General features: G+C 64.2%; 15 protein-coding genes. 10 read left to right on the top strand and 5 right to left on the bottom strand.

The features are described from left to right. Nucleotides 1–64: 64 nt before the first annotated feature. Genes JOE69_RS09255 through uriH form a run of 3 tightly spaced genes read right to left on the bottom strand, consistent with a single transcriptional unit; the run spans nt 65 to nt 3,353 of the window. Nucleotides 65–979 carry a ribokinase gene (locus tag JOE69_RS09255; RefSeq protein WP_309798048.1) on the bottom strand — a complete coding sequence of 305 codons (915 nt, stop codon included), beginning with the start codon at nt 977–979 and terminating at the stop codon, nt 65–67. Beyond that, nucleotides 976–2,391, bottom strand: a complete 1,416-nt coding sequence (gene uriT, locus JOE69_RS09250) for a uridine transporter UriT (protein WP_309798045.1) — start codon at nt 2,389–2,391, stop codon at nt 976–978. The genes JOE69_RS09255 and uriT overlap by 4 nt, the downstream gene beginning before the upstream one ends. Then, nucleotides 2,388–3,353 carry a uridine-preferring nucleoside hydrolase UriH gene (uriH, locus tag JOE69_RS09245; protein WP_309798042.1) on the bottom strand — a complete coding sequence of 322 codons (966 nt, stop codon included), beginning with the start codon at nt 3,351–3,353 and terminating at the stop codon, nt 2,388–2,390. Before uriH ends, uriT begins: the two co-directional genes overlap by 4 nt. Nucleotides 3,354–3,490: 137 nt before the next feature. Between uriH and JOE69_RS09240 the strand changes: the two genes are divergently transcribed. Then, nucleotides 3,491–4,549: a LacI family DNA-binding transcriptional regulator gene (locus JOE69_RS09240; RefSeq protein WP_309798040.1), complete on the top strand. Its 1,059-nt coding sequence runs from the start codon at nt 3,491–3,493 to the stop codon at nt 4,547–4,549. Here JOE69_RS09240 and JOE69_RS09235 read toward each other — a convergent pair. Next, nucleotides 4,539–5,393 carry an alpha/beta hydrolase gene (locus JOE69_RS09235; protein WP_309798038.1) on the bottom strand — a complete coding sequence of 285 codons (855 nt, stop codon included), beginning with the start codon at nt 5,391–5,393 and terminating at the stop codon, nt 4,539–4,541. The genes JOE69_RS09240 and JOE69_RS09235 overlap by 11 nt on opposite strands. Before the next feature lie 123 nt (nt 5,394–5,516). Between JOE69_RS09235 and lysS the strand changes: the two genes are divergently transcribed. The 8 genes from lysS (at nt 5,517) to JOE69_RS09195 (ending at nt 15,124) form a co-directional block, all read left to right on the top strand. After that, entirely contained in the window at nt 5,517–6,977 is a 1,461-nt protein-coding gene (gene lysS / locus JOE69_RS09230) for a lysine--tRNA ligase (RefSeq protein ID WP_309801239.1), read from the top strand. A 6-nt stretch (nt 6,978–6,983) separates the two neighbouring features. Further along, the gene (locus JOE69_RS09225) at nt 6,984–7,136 is read left to right on the top strand and encodes a hypothetical protein (RefSeq protein ID WP_296362724.1); all 153 of its coding nucleotides are present in this window, start codon (nt 6,984–6,986) and stop codon (nt 7,134–7,136) included. Nucleotides 7,137–7,273: 137 nt separating this feature from the next. Further along, nucleotides 7,274–7,603, top strand: coding sequence for a histone-like nucleoid-structuring protein Lsr2 (locus JOE69_RS09220; RefSeq protein ID WP_296362726.1), 330 nt, complete (start codon nt 7,274–7,276; stop codon nt 7,601–7,603). 83 nt (nt 7,604–7,686) lie between these two features. Beyond that, nucleotides 7,687–10,179, top strand: a complete 2,493-nt coding sequence (locus JOE69_RS09215; RefSeq protein WP_309798034.1) for an ATP-dependent Clp protease ATP-binding subunit — start codon at nt 7,687–7,689, stop codon at nt 10,177–10,179. 116 nt (nt 10,180–10,295) lie between these two features. After that, complete coding sequence (locus JOE69_RS09210) at nt 10,296–11,600, top strand: alpha/beta hydrolase (protein ID WP_309798032.1); 1,305 nt, start codon at nt 10,296–10,298, stop codon at nt 11,598–11,600. Between the two features lie 44 nt (nt 11,601–11,644). Further along, complete coding sequence (locus JOE69_RS09205) at nt 11,645–12,379, top strand: TMEM175 family protein (RefSeq protein ID WP_309798030.1); 735 nt, start codon at nt 11,645–11,647, stop codon at nt 12,377–12,379. A gap of 32 nt (nt 12,380–12,411) precedes the next feature. Further along, the gene (locus JOE69_RS09200) at nt 12,412–14,544 is read left to right on the top strand and encodes a S9 family peptidase (RefSeq protein ID WP_309798028.1); all 2,133 of its coding nucleotides are present in this window, start codon (nt 12,412–12,414) and stop codon (nt 14,542–14,544) included. A 61-nt stretch (nt 14,545–14,605) separates the two neighbouring features. Further along, nucleotides 14,606–15,124, top strand: a complete 519-nt coding sequence (locus JOE69_RS09195; RefSeq protein ID WP_309798027.1) for an amino-acid N-acetyltransferase — start codon at nt 14,606–14,608, stop codon at nt 15,122–15,124. 15 nt (nt 15,125–15,139) lie between these two features. On the opposite strand, the gene JOE69_RS09190 is transcribed toward JOE69_RS09195, so the two are convergent. Next, on the bottom strand, nt 15,140–15,535 hold the full coding sequence (locus JOE69_RS09190) for a flavin-dependent monooxygenase (protein WP_309798025.1): 396 nt from the start codon (nt 15,533–15,535) through the stop codon (nt 15,140–15,142). On the opposite strand from JOE69_RS09190, the gene JOE69_RS09185 reads away from it, so the two are divergent. Continuing rightward, nucleotides 15,513–16,022: a TetR/AcrR family transcriptional regulator gene (locus tag JOE69_RS09185; RefSeq protein WP_309798022.1), complete on the top strand. Its 510-nt coding sequence runs from the start codon at nt 15,513–15,515 to the stop codon at nt 16,020–16,022. The two genes, JOE69_RS09190 and JOE69_RS09185, sit on opposite strands and share 23 nt — an antisense overlap. Nucleotides 16,023–16,052: the final 30 nt, after the last annotated feature.

Genomic DNA, 16,052 nt, shown 5'->3' with positions numbered 1-16,052 from the left:
GCCGGGGAAATTTCCGCGGCGCCAACCAAAATCAGCGGCATGCTGCGGCGTGCGGCGACTGGGATTACGCCAGTGCTGCGTTGACCTCGGCCGCATCCGGATAGGACGCTTGCGCGCCCTTGCGGGTGGTCGCCAATGCCGCGGCCACCGAGGCGAACTGTGCGGCATCCTGCAGCGTGGCGGAATCGGCCAGCCGGAAAGCGGCCGCGCCGGTGAAGGCGTCGCCGGCGCCGGTGGTATCGATCGGCGAAACCCGGTACGCATCGATTTCGACCACCGGCTGGGGGCCCGTCGAATCGAGCACCACCGCGCCGTCGCCGCCGAGCGTGACCAGGACCCTGGGGATGCCGCGGGCCTGGAAACCGGAGCGTGCCGCATCCCAATCGTGCCTCGGGTCCGCGCCGAGCAGGTCCGCAGCCTCGTGCGCGTTGACCAGCAGCACATCGGTCAATTGCAGGAGCTCTTCGGGCACCGGTCCGTACGGCGAAAGGTTGAGCAGCACGGTCGCCCCGGCTTGTCGCCCGGCCCGGGCCGCCGCGAGCACGGATTCCATCGGAACCTCCAAGCAGAGGCAGAGCACCGCGGCGTCTTCGAAGGCTGCGGCCGGCAGATCCTCCGGCCGGAGCACCCCGTTGGCGCCGGCCGAAATGATGATGCTGTTCTCACCCTGCCGGTCCACCGAGATCACTGCCACTCCGGTGGGCTCCGGGACGATGCGCAAACTGCTGACGTCGACCCCGGCGGCGCTCACGGACTCGCGCAGCATCTGTCCGTTCGGATCGTCGCCGATCGCGCCGATCAGGGCCACCTCGGCGCCCAACCGGCCGGCGGCCACTGCCTGATTCGCGCTTTTCCCACCCGGCAGCACCCTGAAGTCGGTTCCGTGGATGGTTTCCCCGGGTTGCGGCAGCCGTTCGCAGTAAATCGTCAGGTCGGCATTGAGTGAACCGACGACGACGATTTTCTTGCTGGGTTTCATGCGGACACCTCGGCTGCGACGGGTTTCGGGATCAGGAACGATGTGGCCAGTGCGACGGCGGTGGTCGCGATCCCGATCAGCACCACTGCGAAGTATGCCGCACCGCCGCCTACCGGTGCCAGACTGACCAACAGCGTGGGCATCACCAGGAAGCTCAGTCCGGCACCGAGGTTGAAGGCTCCGGCATTCATGCCGGGGAGGAATCCGGGGTTTCCTGCGGGCGAGAGCAACACGCCCAGGCCATTGAGCATGATATTCACGCAACCGGCATAGGCGATGCCTAGCAGTGCGGTTCCGGCGACCATCAAGGGCAGGCTGTTGAGTCCGAAGAAGCCGATCAGGGCCAAGGCCAACAGGCTTCCGGCCAAGCCGATCCGCAATACTCTGGTGTAGCCGAAGACCGGAGCCAGCCGGCCGCTGAACGGGCCGACGAGCCAGCCGAGCAAAGCGTAAGGGGTCAGGATCAACAGTGACATTTCGGTCGGTCCGACGCCGAAGCCCGGGCCGGTAGCTTGCACGTAGGCCGGCACGATGCCGTTGATGATCGCGAAAATCCCGGTCATGGTCAGGGTCGTAGTGAGCAGCGGCGCCCAGGTGGCGCGTTGGCGCAAATGCCGGATCTCCACCATCGGGTGGCTGGAGCGCTTCTCGGTGAACCAGAACCCGGCGAACCCGGCCAGTGCCAGGAGCAAAAGGAGCAGCGCGAAGCTGAGCGTCCCGATGTCGAAGGCGCCGGCCAGTTTGGCGGCCTCGTTGAGTGCGGTGAGCAGTGCTCCCACGGCGACCACGATGAAGAAGACGCCCACCCAGTCCATCCGGGTGCCTGCCCCGGGCCGGGATTCCGGGGTCAGGGTGCGGACCAGCAGCACGGCCACCGCGGCAAGCACCACCATCAGCCAGAAGATGCTGCGGAAGCCGAAGTGCTCCACCATGAATCCGCCCACGAACGAATCCACGCCGGCCACGCCGCCGTTGACCGCGGTGATCACACCGAGCAAGGTGCCGTAGGATTTTGCGTCCTTGACTTCGCTGCGCAGCATGATCAGGCAGAGCGGCACGGTCGGGCCACTCACGCCTTGGATGATCCGTCCGACGAAAAGCCAGCTGACATCAGGGGCCAAGGCGCTGACCACGGAGCCGAGACCCATCAAGACCATCATCACGACCAGGATCCTGCGCCGGCCGACGATATCGCTCAGCCGGGGCAGGAACAGAGAAAATACCGCGGCCGCGGTGAAGAACGAGGTCTGGCTCAGACCGATCACGGACTGGTCGGCCTTCAGTTCCTGACCCATGCTCAGCAGCGCCGGGCTGAGCATGCTGGCATTGAGCTGGAACGCGACGCAGGCGGTGAGCAAGGCCACCATCAAGGTGGCCACCGGGCGTCTTGCCGGGTTCGTCGGTGTGCTCATCGCTCGCCGATCCGTTCCAGCGCGTCGACAACGAGCGCCCAGAACCTGCCGTGGTCCAATTCCACGGCGACCGATGTGCGGCAGTCCTCCGGGGCAGGCATTCGGAAATCAGCCACGGTCATGCCGCGGGTGAGGCCGCCCGCCAGCTCGATGTCGACCGGGGTTCTGCGGGTCTTCACGATGCTCGGATCGATCACGTAGGCCACCGCGCAAGGGTCGTGCACCGGTGGCGCCTCGAACCCCTGCACGTCTTTGTAGGCCTGCCCGAAGAACTCCAGCAGTTCGCCGACGAACCGGGCCGGCGCGGTGCCTACGGCGGCGATCTGCGCGGCCACTTCTGCGGTGGCCAGCGCCTGATGGGTCAAGTCCAAGCCCACCATGACCACCGGCCAACCGGCGTTGAACACGATATGTGCGGCTTCCGGATCGATCGCGATGTTGAATTCGGCCACCGCGCTGAAATTGCCCACATGGTAACCGCCGCCCATCAAGACGACTTCTTTCACCCGTCCGATGATTTCCGGGGCTTTGCGGGCGGCCATCGCGATATTGGTCAATCCGCCGGTCGGCACTAGGGTTATGGTCCCCGGCTCGTGCGCGAGCACGGTTTCGATGATCAGATCGACCGCGTGCCGGGCGTCGAGCTCGATCTCCGGTTCGGGAAGCAGCGGTCCGTCCAGACCGGACTCGCCGTGGATGTCCGGGGCGACCTGGATGTCCCGGATCAGCGGGCGGGTGCAACCGGCCGCGAAAGGGACCCCGGTGATTCCGGCCACGGCAGCCACGGCAAGGGCGTTCCGGGTCACCTTCGGCAAAGTCTGGTTGCCCACTACCGTGGTCACGGCAAGCAGCTCGATCTCCGGGTTTCCGTGTGCGAGCAACAAGGCGACGGCGTCGTCATGCCCGGGATCGCAGTCCAGGATGATCTTCTTCACGGTCTTGGATTCGGCTACTGGGGGCATTGCCGCGGCTCACGCTCTTTCCACATCTTCTTCGGTGTTCTTGGGTAGTCTCGCACTCGCGGGAGTCGGGCGTCAAACGCTTAACTACCGATCGTCCGGGTCCGGTCCGAACCGATGATCCGGGCTACCATCGCTCTATGGTTTCTCCGCAGTCCGGTCCGGGCAAGGCCCCGACACCGCCCGCCCGGGCGCCCCGGGTCACGGCTGCCGAGGTCGCAGCGAAGGCCGGGGTGTCCACCGCGACGGTTTCGCTGGTGGCCAATGGGAAAACCTCCGGCCGGGTGTCGGCGGAGATCGTGGCCCGGGTGGCCGAAGCGATCTCCGAATTGGGATACGTCGTCGACAGTGCGGGCAGTTCGCTGGCCACCGGAGCCGGGAATTTCGTGATCCTGATTGCCCCGGACATTTCGAACGCGTTCTATTCGCAAGTGATCACCGGGATCCGTGCGGCGATCGGTCCGGACTACCAACTGTTGCTTTCGGTCACCGGGAATGGCCGGTTCCCGGCGGTGCGGGATGTTCGCAAGCTCCTCGCGCTCCGGCCGGCCGGTCTGTTGGTGGATGCGCCGAGCGAACAGTTCTTGGCCGAATTGGCGGCCACCGGCCCACTGGTCTTGTTGGATGCGCCTGGTTCGGGCGGGACCGCGCCACGGGTCAATTTCGACGTCGAGGCCGGTGCCGCCGAGCTCGCCGGCCACCTGGCAGCCTGCGGGCACCGGACTGTGGCCTATTTGGATTCGGTCACCGGAACCCAGACGTTCCAAGCCCGGCGTCGGGCTTTCCGAGTGACTGCGGAGCAGCTGGGGATCCGCGTGCTGGACGGCGCGATTCCCAGCACCACGATCGATCTGGGCGCCGCGGCGGAAGCCTTCGCCGCGGCGTGGCCGCAGCTGGCCGCCGCGGGTGTGACCGCGGTGGCCTGTGCCACCGACACCCAGGCCTTCGGCGTGCTGCAGGCTGCCCGGAAGCTCGGCTTGGCGGTGCCCGGCGCGCTCGCGGTGACCGGGTTCGATGATCTGGCGTTCGCCGGCTCGAGCGATCCGGGCCTGACCACAGTGCGGCTTCCGGCAGCTGCTTTGGGCGAAGCCGCGGGAAATCAGCTCAAGACGCTGTTGGCCGGACGTGCGCCGGCGTGCACGTTGATCAACCTGGCCACCGAATTGGTGATCCGCGAATCCACCGGGCTCAGGACCTGAAGTAGTCGGTGAGTTCGTCCAGGAGTTCCCGGGCTGCCGCCGGAATCGAGCCATGCACCATTTTAGGCGAAAGCGCAAAGCCGCTGCCGGGGATCGCCGCATGCAGCCGCTTGGCGGTTTCGTGGAAGTACTCCGGGCTTTTCGCGCCCACCAGGAACTGGGTGCCGGCCGGCAGCTTGCTGAAGTCTTCGGCCTTTTCGGCTTCGAGCATCCCGGCCTTCAATTCGCCGACCGCGGTGGGCAGCAGGGTTTTGACTGCCCGGGCCGCCCTGGTCGGGGCCACCAATGCCAGCAGCCCGGCCAGGATCGGCTCGGGGACCCGGGTCAACGGGCCGGTGGCGTTGAATCCGCGCTTGAATTTCGCCCAGGCATGCGAAATGCGGCCGGCAGCCACATCGTTTTCGAATGATTCGAACCAGGACATGTCCAGGCTGTTGTCGATGTTGATTGCGGGATCGTAGAGCGCGAGTTTTTCCGGCTCCAGCTCGGAGCCGACGAATTCCTGCACCGAATTGAGCGCGACCGAGCAGCCCAGGCTGTGCCCCAGGATGTTCTTCGCCCGGGTCTCCCGCAGCACCAACGCCAGGTCCGAAATTTCCGTGCGGATCGAATAGTCCTCGGGTTGTTCGCTGGAACCGCCCCGGCCGCGCCGGTCGTACACGTCCACGGCCCAGCCTTCGCCCAGGGTCTTCGCGAACGCGATGGCGAACGGCCGGTAGATCAATGCGGTCAGGAAGGCGCCGCCCACCACGACGACGCGCTGCCCGCCTGGAGCGTCTTCGGTGCCATAGCTGTACAAGGCCAGATGGCCGCCGTCGTCGGTCTGCAAGGTGCTTTCGCGCATGCTACGAACCTACCGTGTTGCCGGCTTTTCCGCCGTGCCGGTCAGCGGAGGCGGGCAGCCACGGTAAAATCAATATTCGTGACCGATGAAAAAAGCCCGCAGAGCACCGATGTATCCGAGCAGATGCAGATCCGGCTGGACAAACGCGCCAGTCTTCTGGCCCGCGGCTTGGAAGCCTATCCGGTGGGGGTGCCCCGAACCCACAGCCTGGCAGAAGTCCGGGAAAAGTTCGGCCATCTCCAGGCGGACGAGGCCAGTGGCGAAATCGTCGGCATCTCAGGTCGCGTGGTTTTCGTCCGGAACACCGGAAAGCTGTGTTTCGTCACGCTGCAAGAGGGCAGCGGCGCGCGGTTGCAGGGCATGCTGAGTTTGGCGAACGTCGGCGAAGCCGCCTTGGCCGACTGGAAAGCCCTGGCCGACCTCGGCGATCATGTCTTCTTGCACGGCGAGGTCATTTCGTCGAAACGCGGCGAGCTCTCGGTGCTGGCCGATTCCTGGCAAATGGTTTCCAAAGCAATTCGACCTTTGCCGGTGTTGCATGCCGATTTGAACGAAGAGAATCGGGTCCGGCAACGCTATGTCGATCTCATGGTCCGCGATGAAGCGCGGCAGATGGTGCGAACTCGGGCGGCAATCACGCGATCGGTTCGGGAAACCCTGAATTCCCTCGAATATGTGGAAGTCGAAGGGCCAGTGCTCCAGTTGGTCCACGGCGGTGCCCATGCCCGTCCGTTTGAAACCCACATCAACGCATTCGATCAGAAAATGACGCTCCGGATCGCGCTCGAGCTCTACCTCAAGCGTGCCGTGGTCGGTGGAATAGACCGGGTCTATGAAATGGGTCGAATTTTCCGCAATGAAGGCGTCGATTCGACGCACAGTCCGGAATTCACCATGCTCGAATGCTACGAGGCCTATGCGGACCAATTCGTCATGGCCGAGCGGATGAAAAAAATCATCTTGAACTGTGCCGATGCCGTCGGGCGGCGGCGAATCGAGACGCCGGATGGCGTGATCGACTTGGCCGGCGAATGGCAATGGCTGGGCGTGTACCCCGGGCTTTCCGAGGCTGTCGGCCGGCGGATCACCCCGGAAACCGAGGCCGTGGATTTGCGTTCGATCGCTGCCGAACACGGCGTCAAAGTCGACCCGGCATGGGATGCGGAGAAGTTGGTCATCGAGCTCTTCGGCGAATTGGTCGAACCGAAGTTGCTGCAACCGACCTTCGTTTTCGACTATCCGCCTTCCGCTCAGCCGTTGGCTCGGCCGCACCGGAGCGAGCCGGGCTTGATCGAGGCCTGGGATCTGATCATCGGCGGCATGGAACGGGGCACCGCATTCTCCGAACTCATCGACCCGGTCATCCAGCGGGAGCGGTTCACCGAGCAATCCCTGCTGGCCGCCGGCGGAGATCCTGAGGCGATGCAGCTAGATGAAGATTTCTTACGCGCTCTCGAATACGGTGCCCCGCCGATGGGCGGAATCGGGTTGGGCATCGACCGGCTGGTTATGCTCTTCACCGGCGTCGGCATCCGGGAATCGATTCTTTTCCCGTTGCTCAAACCGGATACCCAAAGGGGCTGACTTTTCGTGGAATACGTAGCAGTAATTGTTCCGTCGCTCGGCGTAGGGCTGGTTTTCTTCTTCGCGATGAAAGCGATCTTCAATGCCGATCGCGCTGAACGTGAGGCGTTGGCGCGCGCCGAAAAGGAAGCCGACGACAGGAATTCCGGAATCAGCTAAACATTCTAATTGGAATGTTTTTAGTATTCACAGGAAATAGTCAGCGAACAATTTTGACGATGACGGCATTAGTCTGCATAATTTAGTTGTCCAACGCTTCACTCGTCTAAATTTTGATTTGCATCAGGGGTTCTTCCATGGCACAGAGGGTAAACATTGTTTTAGTTGATGATCTCGACGGTGGCACCGCCGATGAAACTGTCCGCTTCGGCTTGGACGGCATCAGCTATGAAATTGATCTTTCCGCACCACATGTACTGCAATTGCGCGATGCGCTTCAGCCGTTTATCTCGGTTGCCCGCAAGAATGCGGGCCGCGGACCGCGTGCCGGCCGCCAGGCGGTAGCGGCCCGTAACAACGACGTCGCACAGATCCGGCAGTGGGCCCGCGACAACGGCCACAAGGTCAGCGAGCGGGGTCGGATCCAGGCCGATATCGTCGAGGCGTACCGCAAAGCCAACGGCTGAGTTTTCCCTGTGGCGAACATTGCCCCGCACTCCCGGGAATCTGCGTAGCATCAAAGTACGCAGTAGCTAGGGAGTGTGGCGCAATGTTCGAAAGATTTACAGACAGAGCCCGTCGGGTGGTCGTGCTGGCCCAAGAAGAGGCCCGCATGCTCAATCACAACTACATCGGTACCGAGCACGTATTGCTCGGTCTCATTCACGAGGGCGAAGGCATTGCCGCGAAGGCATTGGAATCGCTGGGCATTTCCCTCGATGCAGTACGCGAGCAGGTGCAGGAGATCATCGGCCAGGGCCAGCAAGCGCCCAGTGGCCACATCCCCTTCACGCCGCGGGCCAAGAAGGTGCTCGAGTACTCGCTCCGCGAGGCCCTGCAGCTTGGCCACAACTACATCGGGACTGAGCACATTCTGCTCGGCTTGATCCGCGAAGGCGAAGGCGTCGCGGCCCAGGTGCTGGTCAAGCTCGGCGCGGATTTGAGCCGGGTGCGTCAGCAAGTCATCCAACTTCTTTCCGGGTACCAGGGCAAAGAAACCGCAACCGCCGGAGTCGGCCAGGGCCAGCAAGAAGGCACGCCGGCCGGCTCAGTGGTGCTTGACCAGTTCGGCCGCAATCTGACCCAGCTGGCCCGGGAGAACAAACTCGACCCGGTCATCGGCCGTGAGCACGAGATGGAACGCGTCATGCAGATCCTCTCCCGGCGCACCAAGAACAACCCGGTACTGATCGGCGAGCCGGGCGTCGGCAAGACCGCCGTCGTCGAAGGCCTCGCGCAGGCGATCGTGCGTGGGGACGTGCCGGAGACCATCAAAGACAAGCAGTTGTACACCTTGGATTTGGGCTCGTTGGTGGCCGGTTCCCGGTACCGCGGCGACTTCGAAGAGCGGCTCAAGAAAGTGCTCAAAGAAATCCGGACCCGGGGCGACATCATCTTGTTCATCGATGAAATCCACACGCTGGTCGGTGCCGGTGCGGCCGAGGGTGCGATCGATGCGGCCTCGATCCTGAAGCCGATGCTGGCCCGCGGCGAATTGCAGACCATCGGGGCGACCACGCTCGACGAGTACCGCAAGCACATCGAAAAGGATGCTGCTTTGGAGCGGCGCTTCCAGCCGATCCAGGTCAAAGAACCCTCGGTGGCGCACGCGATCGAAATCCTGAAGGGCTTGCGGGACCGCTACGAAGCCCATCACCGGGTGTCCATCACCGACGGCGCACTGGCGTCCGCGGCCACGTTGGCGCAACGTTACATTTCGGACCGCTTCCTGCCGGACAAGGCGATCGACTTGATCGACGAAGCCGGCGCGCGCTTGCGGATCCGCCGGATGACCGCTCCGCCGGAGCTCAAGGCCATGGACGAGGAGATCGCCTCGGTCAAAGCCCAGAAGGAAGCCGCGATCGATGCGCAGGACTTCGAAGGTGCTGCCGCGCTGCGCGACACCGAACAGAAGCTAATCACCGAGCGCGCCGACAAGGACCGGGCTTGGCGTACCGGCGGCTTGGACAGCGTTTCCGAGGTGGATGAAGAACTCATCGCCGAGGTGTTGGCCAATTCGACCGGAATTCCGGTGTTCAAGCTGACTGAAGAGGAATCCAGCCGGCTGCTCAAGATGGAAGACGAGCTGCACAAGCGGGTCGTCGGCCAGGACGAAGCGATCAAGTCGATTTCCCGGGCGATCCGGCGGACCCGGGCGGGCCTCAAAAACCCGAAACGCCCGGGTGGATCGTTCATCTTCGCCGGCCCGACCGGCGTCGGCAAGACCGAGTTGGCCAAGGCGCTCGCCGAATTCCTGTTCGGTGAAGAAGATGCCCTGATCACCTTGGACATGTCCGAGTACTCGGAGAAGCACACGGTTTCCCGGCTGTTCGGGGCGCCTCCCGGATACGTGGGCTACGAAGAAGGCGGCCAGCTGACTGAAAAGGTCCGGCGTCGGCCGTTCTCCGTGGTCTTGTTCGACGAGGTCGAAAAGGCGCACGCCGACTTGTTCAACTCGCTGCTGCAGATCCTCGAAGACGGCCGGTTGACCGATTCGCAGGGCCGGGTAGTGGACTTCAAGAACACGATCATCATCATGACCACGAACCTGGGCACCCGGGACATCTCGAAGAGCGTGGCGACTGGTTTCCAGTCCGGCACGGACACGCAAACCGGCTACAACCGGATGCGGGCCCGGGTCACCGAGGAACTCAAGCAGCACTTCCGCCCGGAGTTCTTGAACCGCGTCGACGATGTGGTGGTGTTCCCGCAGCTGACCCAGGAGGAGATCATCGAGATCGTCGACTTGGAGCTGGCCAAACTGGAGAACCGGCTCAAGGAGAAGGACATGGGCATCGAGCTGACCACCGCGGCCCGGAACTTGCTGGCCACCCGTGGCTACGATCCGGCGATGGGTGCCCGGCCGCTGCGCCGCACCATCCAGCGCGAGGTCGAAGACCAGCTCTCCGAGAAGATCCTCTTCGGCGAGCTGAAGCCCGGCGAGATCGTGTTGGTGGATGTCGAAGGCGAAGGCGACGAAGCGACCTTCACTTTCGCCGGCAACGCCAAGCCGAGGGTTCCGGAAATCGCGCCGGTAGCCTGATTCACAACCACGGGAACTGGTTACGCACAACGCATCCCCAGCGCAGGCAGGTACAAATGACATGTACCGCCCGCGCTGGGGATGCGCTGTGTGGTGACCAATAAGGAGCGCACTAGATGGCCGGAATCGGACTGACCACCGGGGTCCTCGCTGTGCTGCTGCCCATTCTGGGCTTACTGGCTCTGGCCTGGTTGGTCGTCGGTCCCCGGAAGCACCTCGCCCTGGCGGTGCCGGTGTCCTTCGGCGCCGGACTGTTGGTGGGGTTCGGGGCGAAATTCCTGATCGACGACGTGATCAACCCCTGGGGTGCGCCGCTGGACTGGCGGATCTATTTCTTCGTCGGCGTCGCGGTGACCGCGATTTCGCTGGTTGTGCCGAAAATGCTCCGCAACAAGCGGTGGTTCGTCCGCGCCCTGGCGCCTTTGGCGGGTTTGCTGGTGGTGCTCGCGGTGGCGTTGCAGATCAACCAGGTGTTCGGTTACTACCCGACCCTGGGCAGCCTCTGGGGCGACAACGGGGTGCGGATCGAAACCGTGACCACGCCACCGCCGGACCAGGGCGGTCAGCTCACCGCGCAGACGCCCACGGTCAAGCTCAGCGATTGGAATCCGCCGGCGGATATGCCGGCCAACGGCAAAGTCATCAAGATGGCGATTCCGAGCACGGTCTCCGGGGTGCCGTCCGGGGACAATTTCGTTTATCTCCCACCCGCCTACCTGGTTGCCAAGCCGGCGAACGTTCCGGTCCTGGTGCTGATTCACGGGAATCCCGGAGGCTCGCAGGACTGGCTCACCGGGGGGCGGATCGCACAGGCCCTGGATGCTTACGCCGCAGCCAACAAAGGCATCGCGCCCCTGGTCGTGATGCCCGACGTTTCGGCCCAGTCTGCTGCGAATTGGCCCATGTGCATGGATTCCAAGCTCGGCAAGGGAGGCACCTTCTTGGCCGTCGACGTGCCGAACTTCGTCCGGGAAACCTTCAAATTGGGCTTGGGCTCGGCCCAGCAGTTCGCGATCGGCGGATTCTCCTTCGGCGGTACCTGCGCATTCCAAATGGGAGTGACCTTCCCCCAGGCCTATCCGACCTTCATCGATGTCTCAGGGGAGCGCGGGCCGACCATCGCCGGCGGGGATCCGGCGATCATCAAAACCTACTTCGGCGGCGATGCCGCTGCCTTCGCCAAGGTCAACCCCTTGGACGTGCTGAAGACCACGAAATTGCCCACGAGCAAAGGGATCATCGTCGTGGGTGGAAACGACTCCGCGTACCGGCCGCAGGGCGAAGAGGTTTACCGGGCGCTCAAAGCAGCCGGCGCCCAAGTGACGCTGCAGACGCTGCCCGGCGGGCACACCTGGTCGGTGTGGAAACCGGGTGTGGTCAACAACCTCGATTGGTTGATGCAGCAATACGGCGTTCGCTGAGTTTTCTCCGCGGCTTCGGCGGCACCGCGAAGTAAGCTCGGTCCGTGACTGAACCGAGCAATCCAGACAAAGCGGACGGCCAAGACCTCCAGCAACGGATCGAAGCTTCCGCGAATTCGCTGCGGCACGGGCCCAACACCGAACGGACGGTTTTCTTCTCCGACGCGGTGTTCGCGATCGCCATGACTTTGCTGGCTCTGGACCTGCGGGTGGAGTTCCCAGAGCATGCGACGGCGGAGAGCGTGCAAGCCGTGCTGCTGGCGAAGCTGCCCGCCTTCGTGGGCTTTGTGCTTTCCTTTTTCCTGGTGGGCAACACCTGGCTGACCCATCACCGGCGGTTCAAAGGAATCGCCTCCTATGATTCCAAACTCCAGCTCATCAACTTGGCCCTGTTGATGATGGTGGTCTTCCTTCCAGTGCCCACCAGCATGCTCTTCGAGGCGCCGGGGTCGTCACCGTGGCCGATCGCGATCTATGCCGGCACCACATGCGCGATCTTTTTCCTGTTGGGCGGCCTTTGGCGCTATGCCGAAACCGCCGGTCTGCTCGATCCGGGGGTCTCCGACGCGCTGTACCGGTATACGCTCAGCTCGACCCTCCCGGTGGCCGTGGTGTTCTTGTTGTCGATTCCGATCGCCTTCGTGAGTCCGGTCGCGGCGATGTATTTCTGGATCGTGATCAGCCCGGCGTCGATCATCTTCGGCCATTTGTCCAAGCGCAATTTCGTCCGCGCGGAGACCGCCAGATTCCAGGCCGAAGACGATGCCGCCAAGGCCTAGTCGGCATTGCCGGGGTGTGGTAGACCGGAGGCATGACTTCTGAAGACAGCGGAGCCGCTGTGCCCGAAACCCCTTTCCACGACCTGGATCACTATCTGGCCATTCCGCGTTTGTCCGGATTGACCTTGAGCGCCGACGGACAGCGGCTGGTCACCACCGTGGCCACGCTGGACGGCAAAAAGACCGGATACCGCAATGCTTTGTGGGAGATCGATCCGGCCGGTTCAGCTGCGGCGCACCGGCTGACCCGCAGCGCCAAAGGCGAAAGTTCGGCGGCTTTCGACAAAGCCGGACGATTGCTCTTCACCTCTGCCCGGCCGGACCCGGATTCCGAGGACGACGAGCCGGTCAACGCGCTCTGGGAACTGCCAGCAGCCGGAGGTGAAGCCCGGGTGGTGCATTCCCGGATAGGAGGCGTGCAGGGCTTCATCGCGAGCCCCACGTCCGAGGTGGTGCTGGTGACCGCCGGGGTCCTTCCGGGCGCGGCGGACGAGGCTGCGGACGAGGAGCTCCGGAAGGCGCGCAAAGACCGCAAAGTCTCGGCGATCTTGCACTCGGGTTACCCGGTGCGTTTCTGGGACCAGGACCTCGGGCCTGATCGCACCCAGCTTTTCGTGGTGGAGCCGGGCGCTGCCGGGTCTGGCTCGCCGGCCAGCGCCGGATCCGAGGCTGCCTCGGTGCTGCGCGCGGTGACCCAGGACATCGGCGTCGGGCTCTTGGAGGCGCACACCGAAATCAGCCCGGACGGTTCCTTCGCCCTGACCAGCGTTTTGCGTCCCGGGGCGAAGGCCGATCTGAGCTATCGCCTGGAGCGGATCGAACTGGCCGACGGCACCCGTTCAGTGGTCTTGGAAGCCGCCGACGGCGACTTCTTCCCCGGCCCGATCAGCCCGGACGGATCACATGCCGTAGTGGTGAAAGAGAGCCGCAGCACTCCGGAGCAGGCACCGACCATGACGATGTGGATCTTGGACCTGGCGACCGGCCGGATCGAGCAGCTGGCCGCCGAGTGGGACCGTTGGGGAACGCCGCAGGCCTGGCTGCCGGACGGTCGGACCGTCGTGGTCGTCGCGGACGAGAACGGCCGTTCGCCGGTCTTCTTGATCGACAGCGAATCGGGTGCGGTGCGCCGATTGACCCAGGACGATGCGGCCTACACCAACGTCTTGGCCGCCCCGGACGGTTCAGTGCTCTACGCGCTGCGCAGTTCCTATGCCTTCCCGGCCGAACCGGTGCGCATCGACGTCGCGAACGGTGAGACCCTAGCGCTGCGCTCGCCGGTGGCGCGGCCGGAACTGCCCGGCAGGATCGAGGAGGTCAGCACGACGGCGGCGGACGGTTCGACGGTGCGTGCTTGGCTGGTCCTGCCGACCAATGCCGAAAAACCCCTGCCTGGGGAGAACGCTCCCCAGCCGGCTTCGCCGCCCGGGGCCCCTCGCGTTAACCCCTTGCTGCTCTGGATCCATGGCGGGCCGTTGGGCTCGTGGAATGCTTGGACTTGGCGTTGGAACCCGATGATCATGGCCGCCCGGGGCTATGCCGTGCTGTTGCCGGATCCGGCGCTTTCCACCGGTTACGGTCAGGACTTCATCCAGCGCGGCTGGGGCCGCTGGGGCGCCGAGCCGTTCACCGACCTGATGGCGATCACCGACGCGGTGGTGGCCCGGCCGGACATCGATGCAGCGCGCACCGCCGCAATGGGCGGATCGTTCGGCGGCTACATGGCGAACTGGGTGGCGGGCCACACCGACCGTTTCAAGGCCATCGTCACGCACGCAAGCCTGTGGGAGCTGGACGGCTTCAGCAACACCACCGACGTCGCCTCCTACTGGCGGCGGGAAATGAACCAGCAGATGGGCGCCGAGAATTCGCCGCACAGCTCCGTCACGGAGATCGTGAGTCCGGTTCTGGTGATCCACGGCGATAAGGATTACCGGGTGCCGATCGGCGAGGGTCTGCGGCTCTGGTACGAATTGTTGGCCAAATCGGCGTTGGCCACCGATGCCGAAGGGAAAACGGCGCACCGCTTCCTGTATTTCCCGGACGAGAACCACTGGATCCTCAAGCCGCAGCATGCCCGGGTCTGGTACTCAGTGGTCGAATCGTTCCTGGCCGAACACGTGCTGGGCCAGGAAGTCGCCGTGGTCAAAGAGCTCGGCCTGTGATCCCTCCGTGCTTCCCCGCCGGATTGCGCGGCGGGGAAGCACGGCTGACTAGACTTGGCGGGTGAACACTACGAACGCCTTCTCGCTGCGGGCGGCACGGACCGGCGATGTGCCCGCGATCAAGTCCTTGATTGCGCCGCTCGCCGAACAGCGGGTGCTGGTGTCGAAGGAGACGGTGGCCTATTTCGAAGGCATCCAGGAGATGGCGGTCGCGGTCGACGAGGTCGGCTCCGCGGTGATCGGCTGCGGGGCGCTGCATGTGATGTGGGAAGACCTCGCGGAAATCCGGACCTTGGCTGCGGCTCCGGAGTGGCTGGGCAAAGGCGTGGGCCATGCGCTGGTCGAAGAACTGCTGGCCCGGGCCCGGGCATTGGGTGTCAGCCGGGTGTTCTGCCTGACCTTCGAAGTGGATTTTTTCCGCAAGCACGGTTTCGACGTGATGCCCGACCAAAGTGCGGTGAGCCCGGAGGTGTATTCGGAATTGCTGCGCTCGCACGATGAAGGCGTCGCCGAGTTCCTGGACCTGGCCCGGGTCAAACCCAATACGCTGGGCAACACCCGGATGATCAAAGCGCTCTGACCGCCGGTCCGGCTTTCAGCTTCGTGATCTCCGTCGAGTCAGTGCGGAGGCGCTTCGGAGCGCGGCATTGCGCAGCGGCAAGCCGTGCCTGGCCATCGCGATCCGGCCCATGGCCTCCCCGTCCAGGATGGCTTCGCAGGCACCGCGGCCCAGGAACGGCGCCATCGCATGCGCCGCATCGCCGATCAGCGCCGTCCTTCCGTTGACGAAGCTGCCCAGCGGCGCCAGCACTTCGAGTTGGTGGAACAAGAATTCGCGGTCCCGCCCGGCGTCCAGGACGCGTTGCACATCCCGGTGCCAGTGCCCGAAGTTCTCCGCCAGCAAGGCCCGGCGTTGCTCCGGCGTGGAATCCGAAAGGAGCGCATCGATCCGGGACTGCGGCAACGCGATGCAAGCGAACCAGTTGGTCAAACCTGCCTCCCGCGGGGTGATGCCGAAAAGGCTGCCGGAGGGCACTACCTCGAACTACCACCGGACCAAACGCGAGTTGTTGGCTGCGGTCGTGGCCCGCTTGGAAGAACGCGACCGGCAAGAGCTGGAACTGTCCGAGTTGCCGCGGACCCCCGAAGGCCTGGTCGACGCACTGCTTGAGTTCATCGAGCTGGCGCTGGGCGCCGCCTCTCCGCTGGTCCTCGCCAGATTGGCGCTGCTGGCCAATCTGGCGAACGAGCCGGGTCTGGCGGACCAACTGCAAGGGGTCCACCTGCGATTGCTGGATGGTGCCGATGCCGTGTTCGGCCAGTTGGGTGCGACCGCCCCGAGGCGGTCGGCGGAGATCCTGACGGATTACCTCGATGGTTTGTTGATCCACATGAGCACGGTCCCCGGCCGGCGGCCCGAACAGCTAGAAGAACTCCGTCCGCAACTGGGGTTCTTGGTGGCCGTATTGAGCCGTTGAGCCGCGGACTTAGGATGGGGAATGACGAAG

Source organism: Arthrobacter russicus (genome assembly GCF_031454135.1).
Classification (GTDB): Bacteria; Actinomycetota; Actinomycetes; order Actinomycetales; family Micrococcaceae; genus Renibacterium; species Renibacterium russicum.
Note: the sequence above shows the minus strand (reverse complement) of the source record. Positions and strands in the feature narration are given on the sequence as shown.

Excerpts from the sequence above, each read along its gene's own strand:
- uriT (WP_309798045.1), bottom strand. The coding sequence starts at position 2,391 with ATGAGCACACCGACGAACCCGGCAAGACGCCCGGTGGCCACCTTGATG.
- lysS (WP_309801239.1), top strand. The coding sequence starts at position 5,517 with ATGCAGATCCGGCTGGACAAACGCGCCAGTCTTCTGGCCCGCGGCTTG.
- JOE69_RS09210 (WP_309798032.1), top strand. The coding sequence starts at position 10,296 with ATGGCCGGAATCGGACTGACCACCGGGGTCCTCGCTGTGCTGCTGCCC.
- JOE69_RS09235 (WP_309798038.1), bottom strand. The coding sequence starts at position 5,393 with ATGCGCGAAAGCACCTTGCAGACCGACGACGGCGGCCATCTGGCCTTG.
- JOE69_RS09185 (WP_309798022.1), top strand. The coding sequence starts at position 15,513 with ATGCAAGCGAACCAGTTGGTCAAACCTGCCTCCCGCGGGGTGATGCCG.
- JOE69_RS09255 (WP_309798048.1), bottom strand. The coding sequence starts at position 979 with ATGAAACCCAGCAAGAAAATCGTCGTCGTCGGTTCACTCAATGCCGAC.
- JOE69_RS09215 (WP_309798034.1), top strand. The coding sequence starts at position 7,687 with ATGTTCGAAAGATTTACAGACAGAGCCCGTCGGGTGGTCGTGCTGGCC.
- JOE69_RS09220 (WP_296362726.1), top strand. The coding sequence starts at position 7,274 with ATGGCACAGAGGGTAAACATTGTTTTAGTTGATGATCTCGACGGTGGC.
- JOE69_RS09200 (WP_309798028.1), top strand. The coding sequence starts at position 12,412 with ATGACTTCTGAAGACAGCGGAGCCGCTGTGCCCGAAACCCCTTTCCAC.
- JOE69_RS09240 (WP_309798040.1), top strand. The coding sequence starts at position 3,491 with ATGGTTTCTCCGCAGTCCGGTCCGGGCAAGGCCCCGACACCGCCCGCC.
- uriH (WP_309798042.1), bottom strand. The coding sequence starts at position 3,353 with ATGCCCCCAGTAGCCGAATCCAAGACCGTGAAGAAGATCATCCTGGAC.